29 protein-coding genes are annotated in these 24,330 nt (G+C 32.5%); 19 read left to right on the forward strand and 10 right to left on the reverse strand.

What is annotated here, in order from left to right; all coding sequences use genetic code 11:
- Window positions 1-11 precede the first annotated feature (11 nt).
- The 6 genes from Q0822_RS16990 to Q0822_RS17015 all read left to right on the forward strand — a co-directional run bounded on the left by Q0822_RS16990 (window position 12) and on the right by Q0822_RS17015 (window position 5,496).
- Window positions 12-812, forward strand: a complete 801-nt coding sequence (locus Q0822_RS16990; RefSeq protein WP_299126008.1) for a class I SAM-dependent methyltransferase — start codon at window positions 12-14, stop codon at window positions 810-812.
- Window positions 805-1,242, forward strand: coding sequence for a hypothetical protein (locus Q0822_RS16995; protein WP_299126011.1), 438 nt, complete (start codon window positions 805-807; stop codon window positions 1,240-1,242). Before Q0822_RS16990 ends, Q0822_RS16995 begins: the two co-directional genes overlap by 8 nt.
- 76 nt (window positions 1,243-1,318) lie before the next feature.
- Window positions 1,319-1,843, forward strand: coding sequence for a hypothetical protein (locus tag Q0822_RS17000; protein ID WP_299126013.1), 525 nt, complete (start codon window positions 1,319-1,321; stop codon window positions 1,841-1,843).
- 45 nt (window positions 1,844-1,888) lie between these two features.
- A complete protein-coding gene (rlmF, locus tag Q0822_RS17005) occupies window positions 1,889-2,845 on the forward strand; it encodes a 23S rRNA (adenine(1618)-N(6))-methyltransferase RlmF (protein WP_299126016.1) in 957 nt (318 codons plus the stop codon).
- 36 nt (window positions 2,846-2,881) lie between these two features.
- A complete protein-coding gene (locus Q0822_RS17010; RefSeq protein WP_299126018.1) occupies window positions 2,882-4,117 on the forward strand; it encodes a DEAD/DEAH box helicase in 1,236 nt (411 codons plus the stop codon).
- Window positions 4,118-4,179: 62 nt separating this feature from the next.
- Window positions 4,180-5,496 (forward strand): hypothetical protein, encoded by a 1,317-nt coding sequence (locus tag Q0822_RS17015; protein WP_299126020.1) that lies wholly within the window; start codon window positions 4,180-4,182, stop codon window positions 5,494-5,496.
- Here the strand turns inward: Q0822_RS17015 and Q0822_RS17020 are convergent.
- Complete coding sequence (locus tag Q0822_RS17020) at window positions 5,493-5,897, reverse strand: hypothetical protein (protein ID WP_299126022.1); 405 nt, start codon at window positions 5,895-5,897, stop codon at window positions 5,493-5,495. The genes Q0822_RS17015 and Q0822_RS17020 overlap by 4 nt on opposite strands.
- Window positions 5,881-6,468: a sigma-70 family RNA polymerase sigma factor gene (locus Q0822_RS17025; protein WP_299126023.1), complete on the reverse strand. Its 588-nt coding sequence runs from the start codon at window positions 6,466-6,468 to the stop codon at window positions 5,881-5,883. Before Q0822_RS17025 ends, Q0822_RS17020 begins: the two co-directional genes overlap by 17 nt.
- Window positions 6,469-6,608: 140 nt before the next feature.
- Here Q0822_RS17025 and Q0822_RS17030 point away from each other — a divergent pair, with 140 nt between their 5' ends.
- The 4 genes from Q0822_RS17030 to Q0822_RS17045 all read left to right on the forward strand — a co-directional run bounded on the left by Q0822_RS17030 (window position 6,609) and on the right by Q0822_RS17045 (window position 9,568).
- The gene (locus Q0822_RS17030) at window positions 6,609-6,953 is read left to right on the forward strand and encodes a DUF6249 domain-containing protein (RefSeq protein ID WP_299126025.1); all 345 of its coding nucleotides are present in this window, start codon (window positions 6,609-6,611) and stop codon (window positions 6,951-6,953) included.
- Window positions 6,954-7,047: 94 nt separating this feature from the next.
- Window positions 7,048-8,025, forward strand: coding sequence for a hypothetical protein (locus Q0822_RS17035; RefSeq protein WP_299126026.1), 978 nt, complete (start codon window positions 7,048-7,050; stop codon window positions 8,023-8,025).
- Window positions 8,018-8,374 (forward strand): hypothetical protein, encoded by a 357-nt coding sequence (locus Q0822_RS17040; RefSeq protein ID WP_299126029.1) that lies wholly within the window; start codon window positions 8,018-8,020, stop codon window positions 8,372-8,374. Before Q0822_RS17035 ends, Q0822_RS17040 begins: the two co-directional genes overlap by 8 nt.
- A 12-nt stretch (window positions 8,375-8,386) precedes the next feature.
- Window positions 8,387-9,568: an MFS transporter gene (locus Q0822_RS17045; RefSeq protein WP_299126031.1), complete on the forward strand. Its 1,182-nt coding sequence runs from the start codon at window positions 8,387-8,389 to the stop codon at window positions 9,566-9,568.
- Window position 9,569: 1 nt separating this feature from the next.
- On the opposite strand, the gene Q0822_RS17050 is transcribed toward Q0822_RS17045, so the two are convergent.
- Window positions 9,570-10,250, reverse strand: a complete 681-nt coding sequence (locus Q0822_RS17050; RefSeq protein WP_299126034.1) for a M15 family metallopeptidase — start codon at window positions 10,248-10,250, stop codon at window positions 9,570-9,572.
- Window positions 10,251-10,283: 33 nt separating this feature from the next.
- Between Q0822_RS17050 and Q0822_RS17055 the strand changes: the two genes are divergently transcribed.
- The 9 genes from Q0822_RS17055 to Q0822_RS17095 all read left to right on the forward strand — a co-directional run bounded on the left by Q0822_RS17055 (window position 10,284) and on the right by Q0822_RS17095 (window position 16,501).
- Window positions 10,284-10,889, forward strand: coding sequence for an alpha-ketoglutarate-dependent dioxygenase AlkB (locus Q0822_RS17055; protein ID WP_299126037.1), 606 nt, complete (start codon window positions 10,284-10,286; stop codon window positions 10,887-10,889).
- Between the two features lie 374 nt (window positions 10,890-11,263).
- Complete coding sequence (locus Q0822_RS17060; RefSeq protein WP_299126039.1) at window positions 11,264-12,190, forward strand: alpha/beta hydrolase; 927 nt, start codon at window positions 11,264-11,266, stop codon at window positions 12,188-12,190.
- A 294-nt stretch (window positions 12,191-12,484) separates the two neighbouring features.
- Window positions 12,485-13,345 carry an SPFH domain-containing protein gene (locus Q0822_RS17065; protein ID WP_299126041.1) on the forward strand — a complete coding sequence of 287 codons (861 nt, stop codon included), beginning with the start codon at window positions 12,485-12,487 and terminating at the stop codon, window positions 13,343-13,345.
- Between the two features lie 2 nt (window positions 13,346-13,347).
- A complete protein-coding gene (locus Q0822_RS17070) occupies window positions 13,348-13,533 on the forward strand; it encodes a hypothetical protein (protein ID WP_299126044.1) in 186 nt (61 codons plus the stop codon).
- Between the two features lies 1 nt (window position 13,534).
- Window positions 13,535-13,693: a DUF4177 domain-containing protein gene (locus tag Q0822_RS17075; RefSeq protein WP_299126047.1), complete on the forward strand. Its 159-nt coding sequence runs from the start codon at window positions 13,535-13,537 to the stop codon at window positions 13,691-13,693.
- Between the two features lie 11 nt (window positions 13,694-13,704).
- Window positions 13,705-13,884 carry an Arc family DNA-binding protein gene (locus tag Q0822_RS17080; RefSeq protein WP_299126050.1) on the forward strand — a complete coding sequence of 60 codons (180 nt, stop codon included), beginning with the start codon at window positions 13,705-13,707 and terminating at the stop codon, window positions 13,882-13,884.
- Between the two features lie 66 nt (window positions 13,885-13,950).
- A complete protein-coding gene (locus Q0822_RS17085; protein WP_299126052.1) occupies window positions 13,951-15,261 on the forward strand; it encodes a DUF819 family protein in 1,311 nt (436 codons plus the stop codon).
- 51 nt (window positions 15,262-15,312) lie between these two features.
- Entirely contained in the window at window positions 15,313-16,026 is a 714-nt protein-coding gene (locus tag Q0822_RS17090; protein ID WP_299126055.1) for a DUF4369 domain-containing protein, read from the forward strand.
- A 22-nt stretch (window positions 16,027-16,048) separates the two neighbouring features.
- Window positions 16,049-16,501 carry a GNAT family N-acetyltransferase gene (locus Q0822_RS17095; RefSeq protein ID WP_299126058.1) on the forward strand — a complete coding sequence of 151 codons (453 nt, stop codon included), beginning with the start codon at window positions 16,049-16,051 and terminating at the stop codon, window positions 16,499-16,501.
- A gap of 104 nt (window positions 16,502-16,605) precedes the next feature.
- On the opposite strand, the gene Q0822_RS17100 is transcribed toward Q0822_RS17095, so the two are convergent.
- From Q0822_RS17100 to Q0822_RS17130, 7 genes are all read right to left on the reverse strand, one after another.
- Window positions 16,606-16,875, reverse strand: a complete 270-nt coding sequence (locus Q0822_RS17100; protein WP_299126061.1) for a hypothetical protein — start codon at window positions 16,873-16,875, stop codon at window positions 16,606-16,608.
- Window positions 16,876-16,944: 69 nt separating this feature from the next.
- A complete protein-coding gene (locus Q0822_RS17105; protein ID WP_299126064.1) occupies window positions 16,945-17,916 on the reverse strand; it encodes a type I phosphomannose isomerase catalytic subunit in 972 nt (323 codons plus the stop codon).
- A gap of 4 nt (window positions 17,917-17,920) precedes the next feature.
- Window positions 17,921-18,331, reverse strand: a complete 411-nt coding sequence (locus tag Q0822_RS17110) for a 6-carboxytetrahydropterin synthase (protein ID WP_299126066.1) — start codon at window positions 18,329-18,331, stop codon at window positions 17,921-17,923.
- A complete protein-coding gene (gene idi, locus Q0822_RS17115) occupies window positions 18,331-18,855 on the reverse strand; it encodes an isopentenyl-diphosphate Delta-isomerase (RefSeq protein ID WP_299126082.1) in 525 nt (174 codons plus the stop codon). Before idi ends, Q0822_RS17110 begins: the two co-directional genes overlap by 1 nt.
- A 105-nt stretch (window positions 18,856-18,960) precedes the next feature.
- Window positions 18,961-20,940 (reverse strand): OmpA family protein, encoded by a 1,980-nt coding sequence (locus Q0822_RS17120; protein WP_299126069.1) that lies wholly within the window; start codon window positions 20,938-20,940, stop codon window positions 18,961-18,963.
- A 10-nt stretch (window positions 20,941-20,950) separates the two neighbouring features.
- Window positions 20,951-21,880, reverse strand: coding sequence for a type IX secretion system membrane protein PorP/SprF (locus tag Q0822_RS17125; protein ID WP_299126072.1), 930 nt, complete (start codon window positions 21,878-21,880; stop codon window positions 20,951-20,953).
- Between the two features lie 32 nt (window positions 21,881-21,912).
- Window positions 21,913-24,330: gliding motility-associated C-terminal domain-containing protein (locus Q0822_RS17130; protein WP_299126076.1), on the reverse strand; the 2,418-nt coding region annotated here is incomplete at its 5' end.

Here is a 24,330-nt window from a genome sequence, read left to right on the forward strand (position 1 = left end):
AATTTAAAAATATGTCACCCAAGTACGATTCTATTGGAGTTAATTACAACCAAACGCGTAAAGCAGATTCGTATTTAACGGAGCAGCTTTTAAAGCATCTCAATCCCAATAAAAATGGCTTGTATTTAGATATTGGATGCGGCACTGGTAACTATACTGATGCATTGCAGAATAAAGGCTTTCAATTTATTGGTATTGATCCTTCTGTTGAAATGCTTAAAAAAGCAGAATCTCAAAATCAAAAGATTAAATGGAAAATTGGATCTGCCGAAAAAACTGATTTGCCTAAGAATAGTGTTGATGGTATTATTGGCACTCTGACCATTCATCATTGGAGTAATCTTGCAAGAGCGTTTTCTGAATTAAATTATATTCTAAGACCCAATGGTAAAATTGTCATCTTCACTTCTACTCCACAACAAATGAAAGGCTATTGGCTCAATCATTATTTTCCAAAAATGTTGGAGGATTCCATGCTACAAATGCCAACTTTAGAAGCTGTTGAAGAAGCTATGAACTCTTCAGGACTTCAAATTACAGCAACCGAAACTTATAATATAAAACCAGATTTAAAAGATCAATTTCTATACTGCGGTAAGCAAAACCCAAAATTATATTTTGATAAAAGTATTAGACATGGCATTTCGTCCTTTAGTGCCTTAGCCAATAAAGATGAAATTGAAAAGGGTCTAACCGAATTACGAAAAGATATTGATTGTAAAAAAATAAAAGACATCATAAAATCTTATGAAAATGATTTTGGTGATTATCTTTATATAATAGGAGAAAATCTAAAGTATAAAAATGACTGACAAGCAGTTTTACTTTTGGCAGAAATGGTTGACATATGCTAACGTGCTTACTATTATAGTTGGCATATTGGTGGCTTTTGCGGGTAATTCAATTTTCTTTGAAATGCATAATGATTATACTAAAGATGTATTTTTCAATTCAACCGAATTTAATTCTGATGTATTACAATTAAAAAATTGGCTATTCGGAATTATTGGAGGCACCATCATTGGGTTTCATGTTTTAATGGTTATGATTTCCGAAAATTCTTTTAAACAGAAAGAACCTTGGGCTTACAAAGCGATGTGGTTTGGCTTACTATCTTGGTTTGTTGTTGATAGTGGAATTTCATTCTACTATGGGGCTATTCATAATATTATACTTATAAATCTTGTTGCGTTTATATTAATTGGACTACCTTTAGTTATGACTAGAAAAGTGTTTCCCTAAACCAAAGTAGCTGTTTACTCATTTAGAGTTTTAATAATAATTATTCGTTCTTAAGTTTGGTGAAAATTTACAAAAAATGCAACATTTTTTAATTCTTATATTTTTTCTTTTTATATACAATACCACTTTTTCTCAAGAAAAAAAGGCTGATTCAATTCTCACAGAAAGTCAAAATGCTAATTGGATTACTAAATTTGAAAAAATAAACTCAAAATCGAGTCAAATAACTGCAATAAAAGAGAAAGTATTATCAGATACGATTTACAACAAAAAAAAGATACCATGTGAAGTTTATGTGAAAGAGGGCGAAACTGCTAGTGAGGCAATAAAGAAATCAGATTGTCAATGTAAAATATTATTTTTTCTTAGCGTAAGAGAAGACTCCTATATATTAGATCCAATTTTATTTACTAAGACAAATCAAATACTCGAACTAATTACGAGTAAAAACATTGATAAAATGACAATTATAAGAAAAGAAAATATTGCTTCAGCTTTGTATGGATCAAGAGGTCGATGCGGAGTTATTATTATGACATCGAATAACAGAAAATTTAAACGTAAATTAAGAAAGTCTCTAAAAAACAATTCAAGCAATTAAGTCATATTCTTTTCAACTACATTTGCAGCAACAAACTTAAAGAAGTTGCAAAAAAAGAAAACACACCCAAAAGTAAAATCACAGCTTCATCCTAGAAGTCAACATAGAGCACGTTACAATTTTGAGGCGCTTATAAAGAGTTCACCAGAATTAGCTCCTTTTGTTGCACCAAATAAATATGGTGATGACTCTGTAGATTTTTTTAATCCTAAAGCTGTATTAGCTTTAAATAAAGCACTTTTAAAACATCATTATGGTGTTGAGTTCTGGGAAATTCCTGAGCACTATTTGTGCCCGCCAATTCCTGGTCGTGCAGACTACATTCATAACATTGCAGATTTATTAAAAGGAAATGGTTCTGAAATTCCGAAAGGGAATCATATAAAGGGCTTAGATGTTGGTGTTGGAGCAAGTTGTATTTATCCTATTATCGGTAATTATGAATATGGTTGGTCATTTATTGGTAGTGATACCAATGAAACAGCAATTACCTCGGCAAAAGCTATTGAACAAGGCAATTCAAGATTAAAATCTAGCGTTGAGATTAGGCGACAAGAACAATCTAATGCTTTCTTCAAAGACATTTTAAAACCTGAAGAAAAAGTTGATTTTACCATGTGCAATCCTCCATTTCATGCCTCATTAAAAGACGCTGAAAAAGCAAGCCTTAAAAAGCTGAAAAATTTAAAAGGAAGACGACCAAGCAAAGCGGTTCTCAATTTTGGCGGACAACAAGAAGAATTATGGACCAAAGGTGGTGAAGCACGTTTTGTAAAAGACATGATTTATGAAAGCCGAAATTTTGGTAAGCAATGCTTGTGGTTTACTAGTTTAATTTCTAAAGAGGTGACGCTAAAACCAACGTATAAGATTTTAGAAAAAGTAAAAGCTACGGATGTGAAAACTATTGAAATGGGACAAGGACAAAAAGTGAGTCGTTTTATTGCTTGGACGTTTTTATCTGAGCAAGAACAAAACAAATGGGTAGCTGACCGTTGGTAAACCTAATAGTATAACTTTACAATAAATAATAAAAGCATGTCCTTTAAAGACTTACACCTTATAAAACCTTTACAAAAAGCTATTGAAGCTTCAGGTTATGTAGAACCAACTTTGGTACAACAACGTGCTATTCCTTTAGTTTTAGACCGCAAAGATGTGATCGTATCTGCACAAACCGGAACTGGTAAAACAGCGGCTTTTGCCTTACCCATTTTACAACAATTGTTTGATAAACAAGATGCTCCAAAAAAAGGCAAAAAAATTAGAGCATTAATTATAAGTCCTACGAGGGAACTTGCTGTTCAAATTCAACAAAATTTTAAAACTTACGCGCAGTTTACTAATCTACGATCTTTAGTAGTTTTTGGAGGTGCTTCTATAGAACCTCAAATTGATGTTCTTAAAAAGGGTGTTGATATTTTAGTAGCTACTCCTGGTCGCCTACTCGATTTACATAAACAAGATTATATAAATCTAGATTATATCGAAACCTTTGTGTTAGACGAAGCCGATTTAATGCTGGCCATGGGTTTTATTGATGATGTAAAGAAAATTGAACGTCTTTGTCCTGAAGGAAAACAAACCTTATTATTTTCAGCAACAATTCCTTATAAAATTGAGCAGCTAGCCAATACTATTCTTAAAAATCCTGAACGGGTAGATGTCACTCCGACAAAATCTGTTGCAAAAGATGTGAGTCAAGTATTGTATTATGTACCTAAGCGTAACAAAATAGAATTGTGTTTGCACTTAATGCGAAATACTATAAAAGGTAACGTACTCATTTTTAGACGAACCAAATTTGGTGTAAATAAACTTGAACAAACTTTACTTAAGAATGGTTATACTGTTGACAGTATTCATGGCGATAAAGCACAAAGTGAACGACAGACTGCTTTAAATAAGTTTAAAAATGGCTATGTGAAAGTCCTTATTGCCACTGACGTTGCTGCACGTGGTATTGATATTAATGAACTCGATAATGTCTTTAACTTTGATATGCCAAACCAAGCCGAAACTTATGTACATAGAATTGGTAGGACTGGTCGTGCAGGAAATATAGGAAAAGCTTATGCCATGTGTTCTGCTGATGAGAAGAGCTATGTAAAAACGATTCAGAATTATATAAATGTTCAAATTCCTGTAGAGACAGAGCATCCTTATCCTTTAGATCCTAAAGCGAAGCCAATAGTGCATAAGAAGAAAGGTAGTAAGTACAAAAAAGGTCGAAAGAGTGTCGCTTCTAAGAAAAAGAAGAAGCGTTGGTATTAAAATTATAAGTTGATTCACCTTTTAATTACTAAATTTAAACTTATTATTTAATCAACCTAACAATGAGTCAAGATTACAATAATCCTGCATTTAAAAAACTACTTCAAAAACTTCAGGAAGAAAGCTGGCAGTTAGAATTACTGATTTCTGGTTTTGCCATTTTTGGTCTGTTCACTGCTTTTCCGCATATTAGTATAGCAGTAAAGGCCGCGCAGAATGACGAAAAAGTATATTCGTGGATTGTATTAACTGTTGTTATGGTCTCTTGTGCCATTCTTATTTTTAATCTTCTTCTACATGTTGTTTTAAGAGGGCTTTGGATTGGTGCCCTAGGACTACGTTATGTTTCTGGTGATATTGACTATGAGGAACTCAATTACAGTCAAAAGTTTTCAAAATATCTAAAAAAGAAAGTAGGCTCTTTTGATAGATATATTGGTCGATTAGAAGATTATTGTAGTATTATTTTCGCAATATCCTTCTTATTGATATTCTATGTACTGGCTTTTACCTTTAGTATTTTAACCATTGTAATCATAGTAAGATTAACTGTGGACAATGATGCTATTAGTGATACTTATGGACCTTTAATAGGTATCCCTTTACTTCTCTTTTTTGTAACTGGAATGCTCTTAACCTTTATCGACTTTTTAACATTAGGTTGGCTAAAGAAAAAGAAATGGTTAAGTCGCATATATTTCCCTTTTTATTGGGTATTTAGTAAAGTAACATTAGCATTTTTATATCGTCCTCTTGTCTATAATTTTTTAGATAATAAATTTGGAAGAAGAGTCAGTTTAGCCCTTGTTCCTATTTATATTTTGATTGTTATAGCTTCTACTTTTAACTATAAAACATCTAACTATTTTAGTCATGACATGGACTCTAATAGCATTATTGCAGACAGCCGGAATTATGAAGATGCGCTTACTGAAGATACTTTTATTCAAGATGTCGCTATTGAATCTAAAATTGTTACAAATAATTACTTAAAAGTATTTATGATGATCGATGAGGACTTTGATGATTACATATTTGATTTTAACCCAACGCTAAAACCTGAAGATGATCTTAGAGGATTAAAATCTCAAATGTACACCAATTCTACAGTCTCATGGTCAAAACGAGATAGTTTGAGAGGTGCTTACATGAAAACACTTAATGATATATTCACCATAAAAATTGATTCCACAATATATAAAAGTGACTTTATACTTGGAGAAAGCTCAAATGGTCAAAAAGGCTTTGAAACTTATATAGGTATTAAAAATTTACCAGAAGGTAAACATTTACTAAAAGTTCTTAGAGAGCGTATTCGAAAAAAAGATACGCAACAAGTGTATTATTCTAGAATTCCGTTTTGGTATTATCCTAATTAATAAGACAGTCTATTATTAAAATATTGTTTTAATAGCGGTATTTGAATACTTATCATAATGGCAAATAATACTGTTGCATACATTAAGGTACTAGAAAAATCGAACGATAAACCTTCAAGAGGGTTTAATGAGAGCTCTGGTAAATTATAACGTTCAGATAAACTCGTATTATCAGCAGGACTTTTAAATAAAATATAAACAACCAGAGCAATAAAACTTGCAGCTATGGCATACAGAACAACCTTTGGTATTAGTGGTTTATAAGTTGTAACCGAAGATTTAGAAAGTACATCTACTTTAGCCATTACATTATCTGTAAAATCTAAAGGAGCTTTTTCCACACTATCAGCTTGCATTAATTTATTAACTATAGCCTCTATTCTTTTATCTTCCTTTTCCATAATTCAATCTATTTTGTGGTTGCAAATACTGTTCTAATATAACAGCTAATTTTTTTCGAGCTCTAAAAAGCTTCACTTTAACTGTATTGGCTTCAATATTTATAATTTTTGATATTTCATCTAAAGATAATTCTTCAAAATAAAACAAAGTCAATAAAGCACTGCTATCTTCTGGCAACTTATTAATGCACTTTTTTATTAATACACTTTTCTCTTCTTTTATCATATTATCTAAAGCATTATCAATAGTGTCTAATTTATTAAAGTTATATTCATCAATAGCGACGTCATTAAGATGTTTTTTATTCTTTTTTATATTATCTAAACACGTATTGTAAGCCACTCTGTATATCCAAGTTGAAAATTTAGAATCACCTTTAAACTTATCTAAAGACTTGAACACTTTAATAAATGTATCCTGCGCTACTTCCTCTGCCTCTTCTCTGTGCTTAAGCATACGCAACGCTAAAGTATATACCAAATCCTTATAACAATCTACTAATTGCGCATAAGCTTTAGTATCGCCATTTTTAATAGCGTCGATTAGTATTTGATCTTTGTTGGTGGTCATTTTGTTTTTAAGACGACTGATTTATATATAAGGTTACAGAAACTCGAAAAAATATTTTTCAAAAAAAGTGTAACCTAAATTGAAAAGTAATCGTCCTAACTTAGGAACACATAAAATTAATCAATTAAAAAACAAACATTATGGACGAAGAAATTTTAATACCACTCAGTTTTTTTGCAGCTATTTTTGGAATAGTCTACTTATACTTTTCTACTCGAAATAAAGAACGACTAGCACTAATAGAAAAAGGTGCAGACGCCAGTATATTTAATATAGGAAAACGTACTGGTTCTTCTTGGAAAGTTATTGTCTTAAATTTAGCATTCCTTCTAATGGGTATAGGAATAGGAGTATTCATTGCCACTATCATAGATACATATACTGTCTTAGACGATGATGCTGTTTATCCTGCAATGATATTCTTAATGGCTGGTGTTGGCTTGTATGTAGGCTTTACACAAACTAAAAAAGCATTAGAGGACTAATTAAATATCATCAATCAAGTAGAAAAACGTCTCATATTTGAGGCGTTTTTTTATGCGCATAAATGACGTATATTTAAAATCTATAAGCTTAACCATGCGTAAGATTTTATTTGTTATATTATTTATTGGGCAATTATCATTTGCTCAGATAACCGTAAAGGATAGTATTACTAAGTATCCTGTAAGTTATGCCACTATTTCCTTTGGTAATGGTAATGGTATTTTTGCCGATGACGAAGGTCAATTTTACTTTACTAAAAAACTTTATCCAGATATAGATTCACTGTTTATCTCAGCCTTAGGTTTTAAAAATCTTAATATCTCAACTAAAAATCTTCCAGATGAATTGTTTCTTCAACCAAAAGCAGATGAGTTAGATGAAGTTGTCGTTGGTGTTAAACTAGATAGAAAGTTTAAAAAAGAAACACTAAAACCATATTTAGATGATAATTATTATAACTGCTGGTTACCAACCATAGAATCTGAAATTGCCGTTTATTTTCCTAAAACCACCACCAAAGACCAAAAATTATCTAGTGTTTCTTTCCCTATTGCTTTAGAATCTAAAGATTGGAAAAAGCGTAAGCGATCTAATAGTGAAAAGAAAAAGTTTTCAACTTTATTTAAGGTGAAATTCTATAACAATAATAATGGTATTCCTGGCAAAGTTCTTACTTACGAAACTATTGTGTTTAGAGCAACCGAAAAGGATGGTGATGTTTTTGAATTGAATGTAGATGAGTTTGATATTTATATTCCTGAAAATGGTTTTTTTGTGTCTTTACAAGTTTTAGGTTACACAGACAAACTAGGAAAATTGCTACCAAATAAGAAATACAAAGAAATTGAATCTAAAAATGGTAATGTTATAAAAATACCAACTAATTTTAGACCATTACTCCCTTTTACAGAAAAAGTTGAATCTAAAAACACCTACATAAAGCGTGTGTTTATTAGCGGAAATAATTGGTTGAAATTTGAAAATGGAAATGGTTTTCAATCGAGTTTATTAGATAAGAATCTTTTTAACTACGGAATCGGGTTAACTTATAAAACTTATAAGGATGAATGAGCCTATTGGTCTTTATATTATGGCAGGTATATACATATTAGCAGGACTTATGCATTTTATAAAACCAAAAATGTATATGCGTATTATGCCAAGGTACTTACCTAATCATAAGGTTTTGGTCTTTTGGAGTGGCATTGCTGAAATACTTTTGGGTGTAGGTTTGTGCATTCCCGTTTTAAAAGCAGTTTCAATTTATGGCATTATTGCCATGCTCATCGTTTTCTTATTAGTACATTTTTATATGCTTTCTGGAGAAAAAGCTTCGGCTGGCATTCCTAAATGGATTTTATTGCTTCGAATACCACTTCAATTTGGATTGATGTATTGGGCTTGGATTTATTTGAATTAAAGTATAAGCATCTTGGAAATTAAGACCACATCTCTTGCGACCAAATGGATTTTAATAATAATTATATTTTCTCAGTTTTGTTGTACTTCGCTTTGGTTTGTTGGTAATTCAATTATTGAAGATTTAATTTCTGTGTTCAATGTTAGTCCTCATTCATTAGGTTATATAAGTGGTTCAGTACAATTTGGCTTTATTGTCGGAACATTAGCATTTGCTATACTGACTTTGAGCGACCGATTTTCGCCCTCCAAGATATTTTTTATTTGTGCTGTTCTTGGTGCTGGTTTTAACCTAGGAATGCTATATTCAAATAATACCATTATTACCCTATTATGTTTTAGATTTTTAACGGGATTTAGTCTCGCAGGTATATATCCTGTAGGAATGAAGATTGCAGCAGACCATTTTGAAAAAGGCCTGGGAAAATCACTCAGTTTTTTAGTTGCAGCATTGGTATTAGGTACTGCATTTCCACACCTTATTAAGTCCTTCGGATTAAGTCTTGAATGGGAAACAGTTATTTGTGTAACTTCTGCATTAGCATTGTTGGGAGGTGTTTTAATGCTATTATTTGTACCTAATGGTCCTTATCAGAAATTAGCCAATACTTTTGATTTTTCAAAAATCGTTACAGTTTTTAAAAATAAATCGTTTAGATCTGCGGCTTTTGGATACTTTGGACATATGTGGGAACTCTATGCCTTTTGGACTTTCGTTCCTATTCTTCTATTATTGCATTCGGAACTTCATGACCATCAACTAAACATCTCTTTATTTTCATTTATCATTATTGCATCTGGTTCTCTAGCTTGCATTGCAGGAGGTTATATTTCTAGTCGTTGTGGCACAAAAAAAGCAGCAGTAATAGCATTAAGTATTTCTGGTTTATGTTGTTTATTATCGCCTTTATTCTTCTTAATAAATTCTAGTGTAATTTTCATCTCCTTTCTTATTATTTGGGGAATGGTTGTTATCGCTGACTCACCATTATTTTCAACCTTAGTAGCACAAAATAGCACTGCCCAATCAAAAGGCACAGCTTTAACTATTGTAAATTGTATTGGGTTTGCTATTACTATTGTAAGTATTCAACTGCTAAATTTTTTAATAGCAACTTACAACTTTACACAATTTGTATTTTTAATATTAGCCTTAGGTCCTATAATTGGTTTGTATTACCTAAAGAAAACGTAACTTATTCTACCTCAAAATCAAAATAAGTCTTAGGAAATGGTTCCCAACGTAAGGTAAAATGCCACCATTCTTTAGGATAGTTTCTAAAATTGTGCTTTAGCATAACAGTTTGTAGCAACTGTCTATTTCTCTTTTGTTCTTCAGTAATATCTTTATAATCTACCCAAGATTGCTCACCGAAAAAATCATATGGACTTCCCATGTCTAAAGGTTCTCCTGTTTCTCCATTAGTAATCGTTAAATCTAGTGTACTTCCTCTACTATGACCAGAACGCGACGCGATATAACCAGCTTTAAACAAGTTGCGTTTATTGACATTTGGATAAAATTGTTGCTTATTAATTGTATCATTCAAATCTCTTGCCCAACGGATAAAATGGTTAACAGCACGTTGTGGTCTGTAACCGTCGTATACTTTTAAGCATAAATTCTGTTGATGCAATTCTTCTTGAACTAATTTTAGTTTTTCGGCAGTTTGCTCTGTTATTATCAAACGATTGGACTTGTAACCATCAATAGTGTCACCAACAAAGTTGTTTGTAGTATAATAGCGTAATTCTACATCAAGATCTTTAATAATATCTCTTGCATAGACAAAACCCTTAGGTACATCTTGGCTTTGTTTTGACGCAAAAGCAAAAAAAGCAATGCAAATAACTAAAATAATGGTTTTGAATTTCATAAGCTTAATGCTAATTTAGAGAAAATTTATACTATGGACTTGTTTTCACAAGAGAAACAACATTTTAAACTTCCAAATGCAGAGCTTATCTACATTCCAGATTTTTTTTCAAAAGAGGAAGCAAATTCATATTTCAAAATTATAGAAACCAAAACCAATTGGCAACACGACGATATAACAGTTTTTGGAAAGACCTACAAACAGCCAAGATTAACAGCTTTGTTTGGAGAATCTAATCAACCTTATAGTTATTCTAATATTGTGATGTATCCAAAACCGTTTACTCAAACACTTCAAACTATCAAAAACAAAGTTGAAGATTTATCTAATTACAATTTTAATACGCTTTTAATTAACCTTTACAGAGATGGCAATGACAGTAATGGTTGGCATGCAGATAATGAGAAAGAATTAGGTGAGAATCCTGAAATAGCCTCTGTAAGCTTTGGTGAAGCTAGACCGTTTCACTTTAAGCATAGATTTTTAAAAGACCAACGCCATAAATTAACATTAGAACATGGCAGCTTACTTATTATGAAAGGTGAAATGCAACACTTTTGGATTCATCAAATTGCTAAGACTAAAAAGCAGATAAAGCCAAGAATAAATCTCACTTTTAGAAGCCTATTAGATCTATAAAAAAGAAAAAACCGAGATCCCTCAATCTCGGTTTTCCTTAATTTGCTTTTTTACTATGTAAGTAGATTTAGGGTCTCTAAGTCAACATAACATAAGGCAAATATTAATTAATTAATCCATTGAACTAAAAACTAAATTTTAGTACGAGTCAAATATATAATTACGTTTTAATTACAACGCTAAAAAACATATTTAATCGATAAAATACATTTAATTTTAACATTTAAAGATGAAAATATGCATTTCAACGATGAAATGCATATTTATAGTTACTAAAATCAATAACGGATTAACAATAAAATAATATAAAATTGGTTTCTATTTTTAGAATTCAATTGAATATCTATTAATTTTATAACGCTTAAAAATTAAAAATGAAACGATATTTATTTCTGGTTTTAGTATTGATTAGCTCAGTTAGTTTTTGTCAAAAAAAAATATATAGCGAAGAAAATCTATCCATTACAAAATGGATTGATGGTACATTATTAAGTCCCAATTCCTCGAATAAATCTAGTCTAGCAATAATCATCGCAGGATCAGGGCCAACGAATAGAGATGGAAATCAGAATTTTTTAAAAAACAACTCTCTTAAAAAACTCGCAGAAAGTCTATCTAATAATGGTATCTCAACATTTAGATACGATAAACGCATTGTAAAACAGATTCGTGAAGGTAAAGTAGATAATGACATTATGTTTGATGACTTTGTTAGCGATGCCTCAGCAGTCATTGATTACTTTAAAGAAAAAGGAACCTATTCAAAAATTTATGTGATTGGTCATGGCCAAGGAAGTTTGGTTGGTATGTTAGCTTCAAAAGACAAAGCTGACGGCTTTATTTCTCTTGCTGGTGCTAGTAATAATATTGGAGATGTTTTGGTAGAACAAGTGACTAAGATGGCACCAAAACTAGGTAAAGAAGCTCAGAAAGTTGTAAACAAATTAAAAGCAGGAGAAGCTACTACAGATTACCCTGAGACATTAGCTTCTCTTTTCGGACCAGATATACAAGCTTTTATGATGAATTGGATGCAATTCAATCCTAAAGAATTAATTAAAGAACTAGACATGCCTATTCTAATAGTTAATGGAACAAAAGATCTTCAGGTTTCTGAAAGTGAATCTAAATTATTGAAAGAAGCAAATGAAAAAGCTAACCTCATAATTATTGAAAACATGAATCATGTCTTATTCGAAATAAAAGGTGATGATTTAGAAAACTCTAAATCTTATAACGAATCGTTTAGAACCATTTCCCCTCAATTAATTACCAGCATTACAGACTTTATCAACTCTTAGGTAGAACTCTAATAGTCTTAAAATGAAAAAGCATCCCAACCACGAGATGCTTTTTTCTAACTAACCAACCAAATGTAATGTTACGATTTTGTAGTAGTGTTACCTTGCGGTAACTATCGTAATATTCATTACACTTACTATAATACAAATGGCGTGCCAAACTTTATTTTATAATGTTTTTAATAAAAATGTAACAAAAACAACTATCCGTACACTAATATGTTATATCTTTATGATATCATTTTAATATCATATTGATTTTCAATGATTATTAACCAATTAAATTACAAGATTATGAAAGAAGAGAAAATCATCGTTCCGGCAAATGGCTACCTAATGCTATTTTTATTTTTAGTACTATTCTTTGGTAGTATATCCCTAATTCCAATTACACAAACGGGTTGGTCTGCTTTTGGAATTTTAGCCGCTGTAATATTAGCGTTCGGATTTTTAATGGTCCAGCCTAATGGATCTCGTGTATTATTATTATTTGGAAAGTATGTTGGCACAGTTAAAAAGAATGGTTTCTATTGGGTGAATCCCTTTTATACCAAAAAGAAAATATCACTTAGAGCCAGTAACTTTGATAGTGAGCGTCTTAAAGTAAACGACAAACTTGGAAACCCAGTAATGATTAGTACCATTTTAGTATGGCGTGTACAAAATACTTACAAAGCCGCTTTTGATGTGGATAACTACGAAAATTTTGTGCGTGTACAGACTGATGCCGCTGTACGTAAACTGGCGAGTATGTATCCTTATGATAATTTTGCAGACGAAGGTTTAGCAGAAGACATCACCTTACGATCTAGTGTAAATGAAGTAAGCAATGCTTTAGAGAAAGAAATAGATGAGCGTTTATCTATTGCTGGTATTGAAGTTTTAGAAGCTCGTATCGGTTATTTAGCTTATGCACAAGAAATTGCAAATGCTATGCTAAAGCGTCAGCAAGCAACTGCAATTGTAGCGGCAAGACATAAAATAGTTGAAGGTGCTGTGAGCATGGTAGAAATGGCAATTGACGAGCTTAATAAAAAACAAGTTGTAGATTTAGATGAAGAACGCAAAGCGGCTATGGTAAGTAATCTTATGGTTGTACTTTGCGGAGACAAAGATGCATCACCAGTATTAAATACAGGAACTTTAAGTCATTAAAAATGAATCAAAATCAAATACTTTCTATAGGTGTTGGCTGTGCAATGGGCACCAGTATTGGTACTACAATTGGAGCTGTTACCGGAGATATAGCTATAAGTACAGTTTACGGCTCCATGGTTGGTGTTATAATAGGTGTGGCTTTAGCATTAGTTGTATTTAAAAATGATAAAACGGAAGAAGAATAACATGAAAGAATATAAAGTAGTAACGCCAAAACTTGGATTTAAAAATCGTATTCAAAAATATGAAGACTTCCTAAACCAATATGCCAGAGAAGGCTGGGAAGTAAAACATATTGGTCAGAATTCACCGATGATTATTTTTGAACGCGATAAAAACAGGTAAAATTAAAGCTAATGTCTAAAAAGAAAGCATTCGCACTACGCATCAATGAAGAGATGCTGAAAGCTGTTGAAAAATGGGCTTCAGATGAGTTTCGTAGTACCAACGGGCAAATAGAATGGATGCTGATGCAGTACTTAAAGGAGCACAACAGGCAACCTAAAAAGAAAGATAAACCCAACGAAGAAAAGTGATCCTAAGCGGTCACTTTTTTTATGCACTTTATTTTGGTATTTTGCAGACACTAAATAATCCTAACTATGGACACTACACCAATTTTTACTGATGACACTATTGTTTTTGGTCTCCTAATGCTCGCATTAGGATTCGTGTTTTTAACCGAATCTATAAAAACGGGCTTTTGGCCAAAGTTTTACAAAATAGTTCCTGGATTATTTATGGCGTATATGATTCCTGCTCTATTAACAACTATAGGATTAATCGCGCCAGAATGGACAACCATTTCCGAAACTGGTGTTGAAACCGAACATAGTACTAGTTTATATTATATGGCAAGTCGTTATTTATTGCCAGCAGCACTGGTATTAATGACCTTAAGTATAGATTTAAAAGCCGTTTTTAATTTAGGATGGAAAGCACTCGTAATGTTCTTTACAGGTACAATAGGAATCATTATTGGTGGACCAATTGCCATTTTACTGATAGCAACATTTTCACCAGAAACTGTTGGTGGTATTGGACCAGACGCGGTATGGAGAGGCTTGTCTACACTAGCTGGAAGTTGGATCGGTGGAGGTGCCAACCAAACTGCAATGTTGGAAATTTATGGCTACAACCAAGCTAAATATGGACAAATGGTATTTGTAGATATCGTGGTTGCAAACGTTTGGATGGCGATTATTTTAATAGGTATAGGAAAACGAAATCGCATTAATAAATGGTTAAAAGCAGATACGGCGTCCATTGAAGAATTAAAAGAAAAAGTGTCTGCATTTTCAGAAAAAGTAAAACGAAATCCATCACTTACAGATATTATGATTATTTGTGCTATAGCATTCGGAACGGTGAGTATTGCACATTTATCCTCAAACTTTTTAGCACCTTTTTTCGAAGATTTAGTTGCTGGCATTGAATCACCGACCACGCGCAATATATTTACATTCTTAGGGTCTAAATTCTTCTGGATGATTAGTATAGCTACCTTAATTGCTATTCTATTATCGTTTACAAAAGCAAAAAATTATGAAGGTGCTGGTGCTAGTAAATTTGGGAGTGTGTTTATCTATATTTTGGTGGCAAGTATTGGTATGAAAATGGACTTAACTCTCATTTTTGATAATAAAATGCTTATAGTTATTGGACTCATTTGGATGACCATCCATGCAGGGCTTTTAATCCTTATTGCAAAACTCATTAAAGCACCATATTTCTTTTTAGCCATTGGGAGCCAAGCAAATGTTGGTGGGGCAGCCTCAGCACCTATAGTAGCTTCAGCTTTTCACCCATCATTAGCTACTGTTGGTGTTCTTTTAGCTGTTTTCGGATATGCTGTTGGTACTATTGCTGCCATAGGCTGTACAATTTTAATGGAATTAGCAGCCGTTAGTTAGTAATTCTAAAACTAATATTAGATATTTGCCATCTTAATATCAAAGCAAAATATGACAAATTTAAATAAAGCCTTAACTCTTATTCTTTTAGTATTCCTAGCAATCTCTTGTAGCAAAGACAACGAAGCCAATTTCACTTTGAAAGGACATATTAAAGGGCTTAAAAAAGGAGTTGTTTATCTCCAAAAGAATGGAGACTCTACTTTTATTATAGATCTAGACTCTATGGTTATTAATGGTCAACCAGAGTTCACCTTAAAAACCGAAATAGAAGAACCTATTGTGCTTTATTTAAAGTTATATAAGAATGATGGGGAGGAACATTTTATCCCGTTTTTTGCAGACAAAGGAGTTACTGAAATCAATACTACTTTAAAGAATTTTAATTATGATGCCCAAATAACTGGTTCTGAATTACAAAAAAAACTAGATGAATATACAAGAGTTCAAAAAAGATATAACGATCAAAATCTCGATATTATTAAAGCCAGTTTTATAGCACAAAGAGCAAATGATAGTATAACTACAGATTCATTATCTAAACGATCTGAAAAAATATTAAAACTAAAATATGCGCACACTATAAATTTTGCTCTTAATAATAAAGACAGTGAAATTGCGCCATATTTAACACTTTATGATATTCCTAATGCTAATCCAATCTATATAGATTCAGTGTACAATAATTTAACTGATGATGTTAAAAGCTCTTTTTACGGAAAGAAATTAGGTGATGTTATTGAAAATAGAAAATCTGTGGAATAGAAAATGAATCAAATCTGGTTAAATGCAATTTAGAAAAGCAACAAAAAATGATATTCCGAAGATAGTAGCTTTGATTGCTGATGATGAACTTGGTAAGAAAAGAGAGGTTTTTAAAGATCCTCTCCCTGAGCAGTATTTAAATGCATTTGAAAAAATAAATTTAGATGCAAACAATGAGTTAATTGTTGTAGAAAATGAAGACTTGGAGGTTATTGGAACATTACAACTTACTTTTATTCAATATTTGACCTATCAAGGTGGAATAAGAGCCCAAATTGAAGCTGTAAGGATAAGGAAAGATCAAAGAGGTGTTGGACTTGGTAAAATAATGTTTAAGTGGGCTATTGAGCGTGCAAAAACTAAAAATGCTCATTTGATACAATTAACTACCGATAAACAAAGACCAGAAGCTATAAAGTTTTATAAAAACTTGGGTTTTAAAGCTACTCACGAAGGTATGAAACTACATTTTTAAAATTCTTAGAAAGAATAAAATAGATTAAAAAATCCAATGACTAATTATTCGTCATTGGATTTTTAATTTTTAAGTATAAGCTTACAAAAAGACCAGTTCAAATGTTACTTCAATTTATTAATTCTATCTATTAGAACTTTTCCCTTTGATTCTAAATCACTATTAATAGACTTAAAGTGAGCTTTTGTATCCTCTACACTTCTATCATTTACACGCGCAATTAACTCATCAAATCCAGCAAAAGCATCATCAATAATAGCTTCACTCTCTTTAGTTGATTTTTGTGTGTTTTCTAATTCCCAATAATAAACAGCGTCTAATATATCACCGAAAACATGGTTTATATCTTTCTTTAAATCTCTTTTATTTGCCATAATTCATATATTTATTTGTGCAAAAATAACAAATACTTGGGTTAAATCTTTTGAAAATAAATTGAAGTTTTAAACATAGACTTCGAGAAGCTTGGCGTAATTAGTTTTTAAATTATAATTTCTAATTACCGCAGGAATTAATATAGTTTCTCCTTTATATAACTTAGTGTTATAAATATCAGTACTAACTTCTACTTCACCATCAACACACATATATATCATAAAAGAGTCATACATGTTTTGTTTCTCTATGTCTGAATCTAATTCTAAAAAACTAGTTGTGAAAAATGCGCAATTCACCATTTCATTTGACGTATTCTTATTTTTATTATAGTTTACTCTAAAGTCATCTTTCATATTAAAGTCAAAAGCATCGATAGCAACGTCATTGTGTAAGTCTCGTTTATTACCTTCTTCATCGACTCTATCCCAATCGTGTACTCTATAAGTTATATTACTAGTTTGCTGTATTTCTGCGAGCATTACACCTGCACCAATAGCATGAATTCTTCCTGCCTTAATAAAATAGCTATCACCTTCCTTTACTTTATCAAAGTTTAAAATTTGAGTAAGTGTATTTTCTTTGAGATGTTTTAAATAAGTAGTCTTATCGACTTTTTGATTAAAGCCAACTATAAGGTTTGCATCCTCATCAGCCTGCATAACATACCACATCTCTGTTTTACCAAATGAATCATGTCTTTCTTTTGCCAACTCATCATTAGGATGTAACTGAAGACTTAAATCGTTTTTAGCATCTATAAATTTTATGAGCAACGGAAAATTATTTCCAAATCTTTTATAGTTCTTTTGGCCTACCAAATCAGATTTATAAGTTTCTAAAAGCTCTTGAAGAGATTTTCCTTTCAGCTCACCATTAGATGCTATTGATATTGCATCAGAAACTGTGCTTATTTCCCAACTTTCACCTGTAGTCTTAGAATTAGAGGCTTTGTTAAGATATTTATTTAGTTTTTCACCACCCCAAATTTTGTCTTTTAGAATAGGTGTAAACTTTAATGGATACAATCTCTTTTTCATTTAGCTACTCGCCTGAATACGTTACGAAGTTACGCGGAGTTTCATAAAGTGTAATTTCTAGATGGAATTTAGCATCGAGCTTTGCCTTTACCTTATTATAAATTATAACGGCAATATTTTCTGCTGTTGGGTTTAAATCCTGAAATTCTGGAACTTCAACATTTAAATTCTTATGATCAAAAGCATCCTCGACCTCAGATTTAATAATATCTTTTAAAATCTTTACGTCTATAACATAACCCGTTTCAGGATCAATTTCTCCTGTAACACTGGCAATTAATTCGTAATTATGACCATGAAAGTTCGGGTTATTACATAGACCAAAAACAGCATCATTTTTCTCAAAACTCCAGTCTTTTCTATATAAACGATGTGCTGCATTAAAGTGCGCTTTTCTATGTACTGTTACTTTCATTACTTGTTAATATTTATAAATTCATAAAACTTCTCAAAAATAATCTTGAACCATGCTGTATATAGTTCTGGATGCAAAGCCATATCAACTTTTACTTCTTCAAGTTCCATCCATTTCCAATCTGCCACCTCTTCTTCATTGATTTTCGGCTCTTCTTCGAAATGACCAATCATAATATGATCATATTCATACTCAGTTAAACCGTTATCAAAAGGTGCCTTGTAAATAAATGAAGTAGATTCTTCTAAATCGGTAACAAATCCCATTTCTTCTTGTAAACGACGTTTACCAGCTTCCAAATTACTTTCACCATCGCGTTGATGACTGCAACACGTGTTAGTCCATAAACCTGGAGAATGGTACTTATGCATAGCACGCTGTTGAAGCATTAGTTCATTCTTATTATTAAAAATAAATACCGAAAATGCACGATGAAGGAGTGCTTTTTCGTGGGCTTCCATTTTTGGCATTAGGCCAATCTGGTTATCGTTTTCATCTACTAGGATGACTTGTTCTTCTATCATAAAAGCAAAATTAACACCTTCATCTTTAAAAAAGGTAAAGGAAGTCATAAAAAATAGCCGTTTAAAAATTAAACGGCCATTTATATAAATTATTTAGATAAATAGTTATTCTTTATCATCACAAGATTTACCATTTAAACTTGTAATAATAAACTCACTACGCCTATTTAATTGGTGTTCTTCTTGAGAACAACTAGACTCGTTTGTTGGTTCGCAGCCACAATCGTTTACTAATCTCGACTCACCATAACCTTTAGCAGTTAAACGCTCTTCTGCTATACCTTTGCTTATTAAATATTGACGGGTAGATTGTGCCCTTCTATCTGATAACTTTTCATTATAAGAAGCTGGTCCTCTACAATCTGTATGAGAACGAATGTCAATGGTCATTGTTGGGTATTTATTTAATACTGCTAATACCTTCTGTACCTCAATTTCAGCATCATATCTAATATTAGATTTATCAAAATCAAAATAAATTATAGGAATATCTAGAATCTTAGCTAAATCATCACATGGATTAATTTCAATTTCATCTTTCTCTAACAATAATTGTAGTTTTAATTCTTGCTTTCTATTTGGTGTTGTAAAACGTTTTTCATCAGAAGCATACGTTTCCTTTTCTCCCCTTATTAGATATTCTTTTTCACATTCTAATTCAAATTGAAAAGCAGCATCAGCACCTACAGTTTTACGTTCTAATTCATTCCCTTCTGCATCAAATAAAATGACTGTTGCATTAGTTATTAACTCATCAGTCTTTTTATCTTGGACAATTCCTTCAACTATCTGTTCGCACTCTGGTATTTCAAACGTATAAATATCATCGCTTCCCTTGCCTCCTTCTCTATTAGAACTAAAATAAACACGTTCTGTAACTAAGTTTTCATAATATCCAAAATCATCAAAAGCACTATTGACAGGTTCACCAATATTTTTGATAGAAAAGTTTTTATTAGAACCAATAAATTTCTGGTCTAGACCTTCAGAGACGAATACATCTAATCCTCCTAAACCAGGAAATCCTGTTGAAGAATAATATAAATCACCGTTAGTATTCATAAAAGGAAATGATTCTTGACCTTCAGTGTTTATAGATGTTCCTAAATTTTCTGGTTCTCCTAAAGTCCCATCATCATTTACATCTACAACAAAAATATCAGATTGACCATATGTACCTGGCATATCTGATGCAAAATACAATTTAGTACCAGTAACATTTAAGGTAGGGTGTGCAACACTATAATCCTCACTATTAAAATGAATTTTATGAATCTCATCCCAAGAACCGTCTTCGCTCAATGTAGCTCTGTATAATTGAAGTCTATTTATTCCTGTATCATCTTCCTTATATCTTAACCTAAAGAAATTATTTCTAGTGAAGAACATGTACTTACCATTAGGTGAAAATACAGCACTAGACTCGTGAAATTTGGTGTTTACTTTACCTTCAATTTCTTTAACTTCACCGTAGGATGTACTATCTATTTTTTCAACTATGTACAAGTCTAAATAAGGTTCTTCATTCCATCTGTATTTACGACCACCACCTCTTGCTGAAGCAAATACAATTCCGTTTTCAAATTCTGTAGTTCCAAAATCTGATAATTCAGTATTAAACTCTAAGTTTATGATTTCAATATCATCTCTACTTATCTTTTCTATTGTTGATTTATAATCAACTTTAGACACAAATGCTTTACCTCTTAAGTCATCAGGTTTTAAATCATTGAATTTTTTCATCCATTTATCTGAACCCTCATAATCCTTAATACCTTTGAGAGCTAGTGCATATCTGAAATAATACTCTGGATCTATAACTTCTCCCATTGCCATTAATTCACCATACCACTTAGCAGCATTTTCCATTTCATTTCTGAAATAAAATGAATTTCCTAGTTTCTGAAATAAATCTACAGACTTATAACCTTTTTTTGCAACTTCTAATAAAACCTCACTTGTTTTGACGTAAGCAAAATCTCTGTAGTCATCTTTAACACTTTGTATTTTTCCATTTTGAGCAAATACTGTAAAAGAAAATACTAATACAAACGTTAATAAAATATATTTAGTAATTGTTTTCATAATCTTATTTTTAGAAGAATCGTGGTGATAAAATTCTACCCAATCTCTTAACTTCAAATCTTAAAGTAATTTCGTGTGTTCCACTATTATAGTTATTTAATCCAGTTGTGGTCATATCATAGCTGTATCCAACAAACATGCCAGGCGTGACTTGCAAACCTGCCAAAGCACTAAAGGAATCGTCCCATCTCCAAGCTAAACCTAAAGTAAAATTCTTTTGAAACCATAAATTAGCAGATACATCTGCAATTAATGGCGCACCAGCCACACCTTTAATTAAAAAGGCTGGTTTCAATTCTGTTGTTTCACTTATATTAAATACATAGCCACCAATAGCAAAAAAATGCATACGTTCAGTAGCTAATGAAACTTGAACATCATCATAATGCTCTGTCTCTAAAAAATTAGGGACTGCTAAACCTAAATACCATTTTCTAGTATGCATGTATAAACCTGCTCCTATAGTTGGAGACCATGTACTTAAATTATCTGCAAATGTAGGGTCACCAACTTGCTGAATAACACCTAACGACCAATCTGATTGTAAGTTATGAAAACCCCCTTTTACCCCAAATGACAATTTTAAATCATTAGCGTTTAATGGAATTGTATACGAAAAATTAGCATCTATAAAAGTTTCCTTTACAGGGCCTAAAGCATCGTTTACAATATTTAATCCTAAACCAATGCGCTCATTACGTAAAGGGGAATGAATTCCTAAGGATTGTGTTTGTGGTGCTCCATCAATACCTACCCATTGACTTCTATGTAAACCAACCACACTTAGTGTTTCTCTTTGACCTGCATAGGCAGGGTTGACACTTAGCGTATTGTACATATAATGTGTGTACTGTGGATCTTGTTGTGCAAAACTATTAGCACTAAGTATAGTAAATACTAAAACTATTAATCCTTTTACTAGTGATGATTTATGTATCATTTTAATATATTTTATATTCAGTAATAATTAGTTTATCTGTTAATGTATAACCATCCAACTCTTGGATCTGAGCCATCACCTAGATCGAGAACATAATAATATGTACCTACTGGTAATTTTTCAGATTGATTAATCACAGCTCTTCCGTTAGAAGTACCATCCCAATCATTTAAATATCCTTTTTTAGAATAAACTATATTTCCCCATCTGTTATAAACTTCTAGTATATTATCTGGATATCGCTCTATACAATCAATCACGAAATTTTCATTAACGCCATCACCATTTGGTGAAAATTCATTGTAGATGGTTAAGCAAATTGGATCAACTTCCGCACTGTCTTCATTGTTACCAGGATTAACATCATTACCTCCTACAGAACTTTGTACAAATGCCGTGTTTAAGTAATCACCAAACCCTAATACTTCAACAGTAATTTGTAGAATCTCTACTTGATCAGGATTTAATTGAGCAATGGTCCACTCTCCATCAAAGTCAGAATATGTTCCTGCTGTTGTTATAGCTGAAACAAATACATATCCACTTGGTATTTGTTCATTAATTACAATATCGGTGGCTGTAACATTACCAATGTTTGCCACTTCTATAGTAAATATAACTTCAGACCCAATTGCAGGTTGCAATTCATCAACCGTTTTAACGACTTCTAAATCATAAATTGAATTTAATATTACGACAGTAGGATCATCCGGTTCACCATCACCATTATCATCATTATCATTGGTGTCATTTGGATCGTCACTAGTATCTCTAACATCATCCGTTGGATCAGTTATATCACCTCTAGGTCCTTCAGCGTTAACAGAAGCTGAATTTGTTACACTACCAACATCTAAGTCAGCTTGAGTAATCTCATATGTTGCAGTAAATGTTGTAGCATCAATTTCACCAGGAACTAACTGGGCAATAGGTCCACCCATTAAATTAATACCAGGTAACACATCTTGGACTTCAATATTTGTTAGCGTAACATTTCCTGTATTCTCTACAATAAACACATATGATATAATATCACCTAAACTTCCAGCTATTCCATCACCATTGGTGTCTGCTAAAGGTAATGATGTCTTTATTAAGCTGATTCTCGCATCTTCAGGAAGGTCTGTTATTGTTGGATCATCATCACTAGTCGCATCCGTTGGATCATCACTATCATCTGTTACTGGATTTCCGTTTGGATCCGTTCCATCTACTGTAGCTTGGTTCGTTACAAATCCAGCATCTAAATCATCTTGAGTAATTGTATATGTTGCCGTGTAAACTATCGTACCTATTCCAACAACCATATCCTCTAGGTCTGCTTCACCATCTTCATCACTTCCCCCACTAACATATGTTGGTGTTGGTAAAATGCCTGTGCCTGTAAAGTTTGCAGCACTCTCATTAACACTTACATCAAATATTGTTACATCACCCGTATTTGTGACAGTATATGTATAGGTAATAATATCCCCAGCACTTGCTACACCATCAGCTCCTAAATCTAAGCTACTTGCCTTAGTAATACTTAATTCTGGATTTGTTGGTATAATTATTACCGTTGGATCATTTGTTGGATCATTATCAGGGTCTGGTCCATCTGTTAGCTCATCACCATTATCACTGATGTCACTTACATCATCAGTACCCATTGGACTGTCTCCTGTTGCAGTTGCGCTATTTTCTATCACGCCTGCATCAACATCATCCTGATCTACATTATAGGTCACTGTTGCCGCACCTATCTCACCTGGTAATAATATACTTGGAACTATAGATAAACCTGTCGTACCTGTTAAAGGATCATCGATAGTAATATTGCTGACCGTTACATTACCAGTGTTTTCCACACTGAATGTATAGGTTAACTCATCTCCTAAACTTATACCAGTTGGTGCAACATCATTACTTATTACTACTGTCTTAGTTAAGGTAAGCTCTGCATTTGGCGCTAAGTTCGTTCGTGTTGGATCTTCTGTTGGATCCGTGCCTGCATCTGGACCATCTACTGTCTCATTGTTCGGTATTGGATCATTGTCTGGGTCCACGTCCGTATCAGATACATCCGTAACATCATCTGTACCACTTGGACTGTCTCCTGTTGCACTCGCACTGTTCTCTACATAACCATTAGCGATGTCTGCTGCGGTGATCACTTTTCGTACCGTAAAGGTCGCACTCGCTCCTGCTGCTAAACTAACGATTGGATTCGTCCCTGTTAAGAACGTTACATCTGCATCCGTAACTACGATATCGGTAATCGTTACATTGCCTGTGTTCTCTACTGTAATCGTATAATCTATTGTATCATCTAATAAACCTGCCGCTCCTGCTGATGTAATCACTCCATCGGTCGTCTTGGTTACTGTGAGTTCTGCATTTGGCGCTAAGTTCGTTCGTGTTGGATCTTCTGTTGGATCCGTGCCTGCATCTGGACCATCTACTGTCTC

The sequence above is a fragment of the uncultured Winogradskyella sp. genome (assembly GCF_947496485.1).
Taxonomy (GTDB): Bacteria; Bacteroidota; Bacteroidia; order Flavobacteriales; family Flavobacteriaceae; genus Winogradskyella.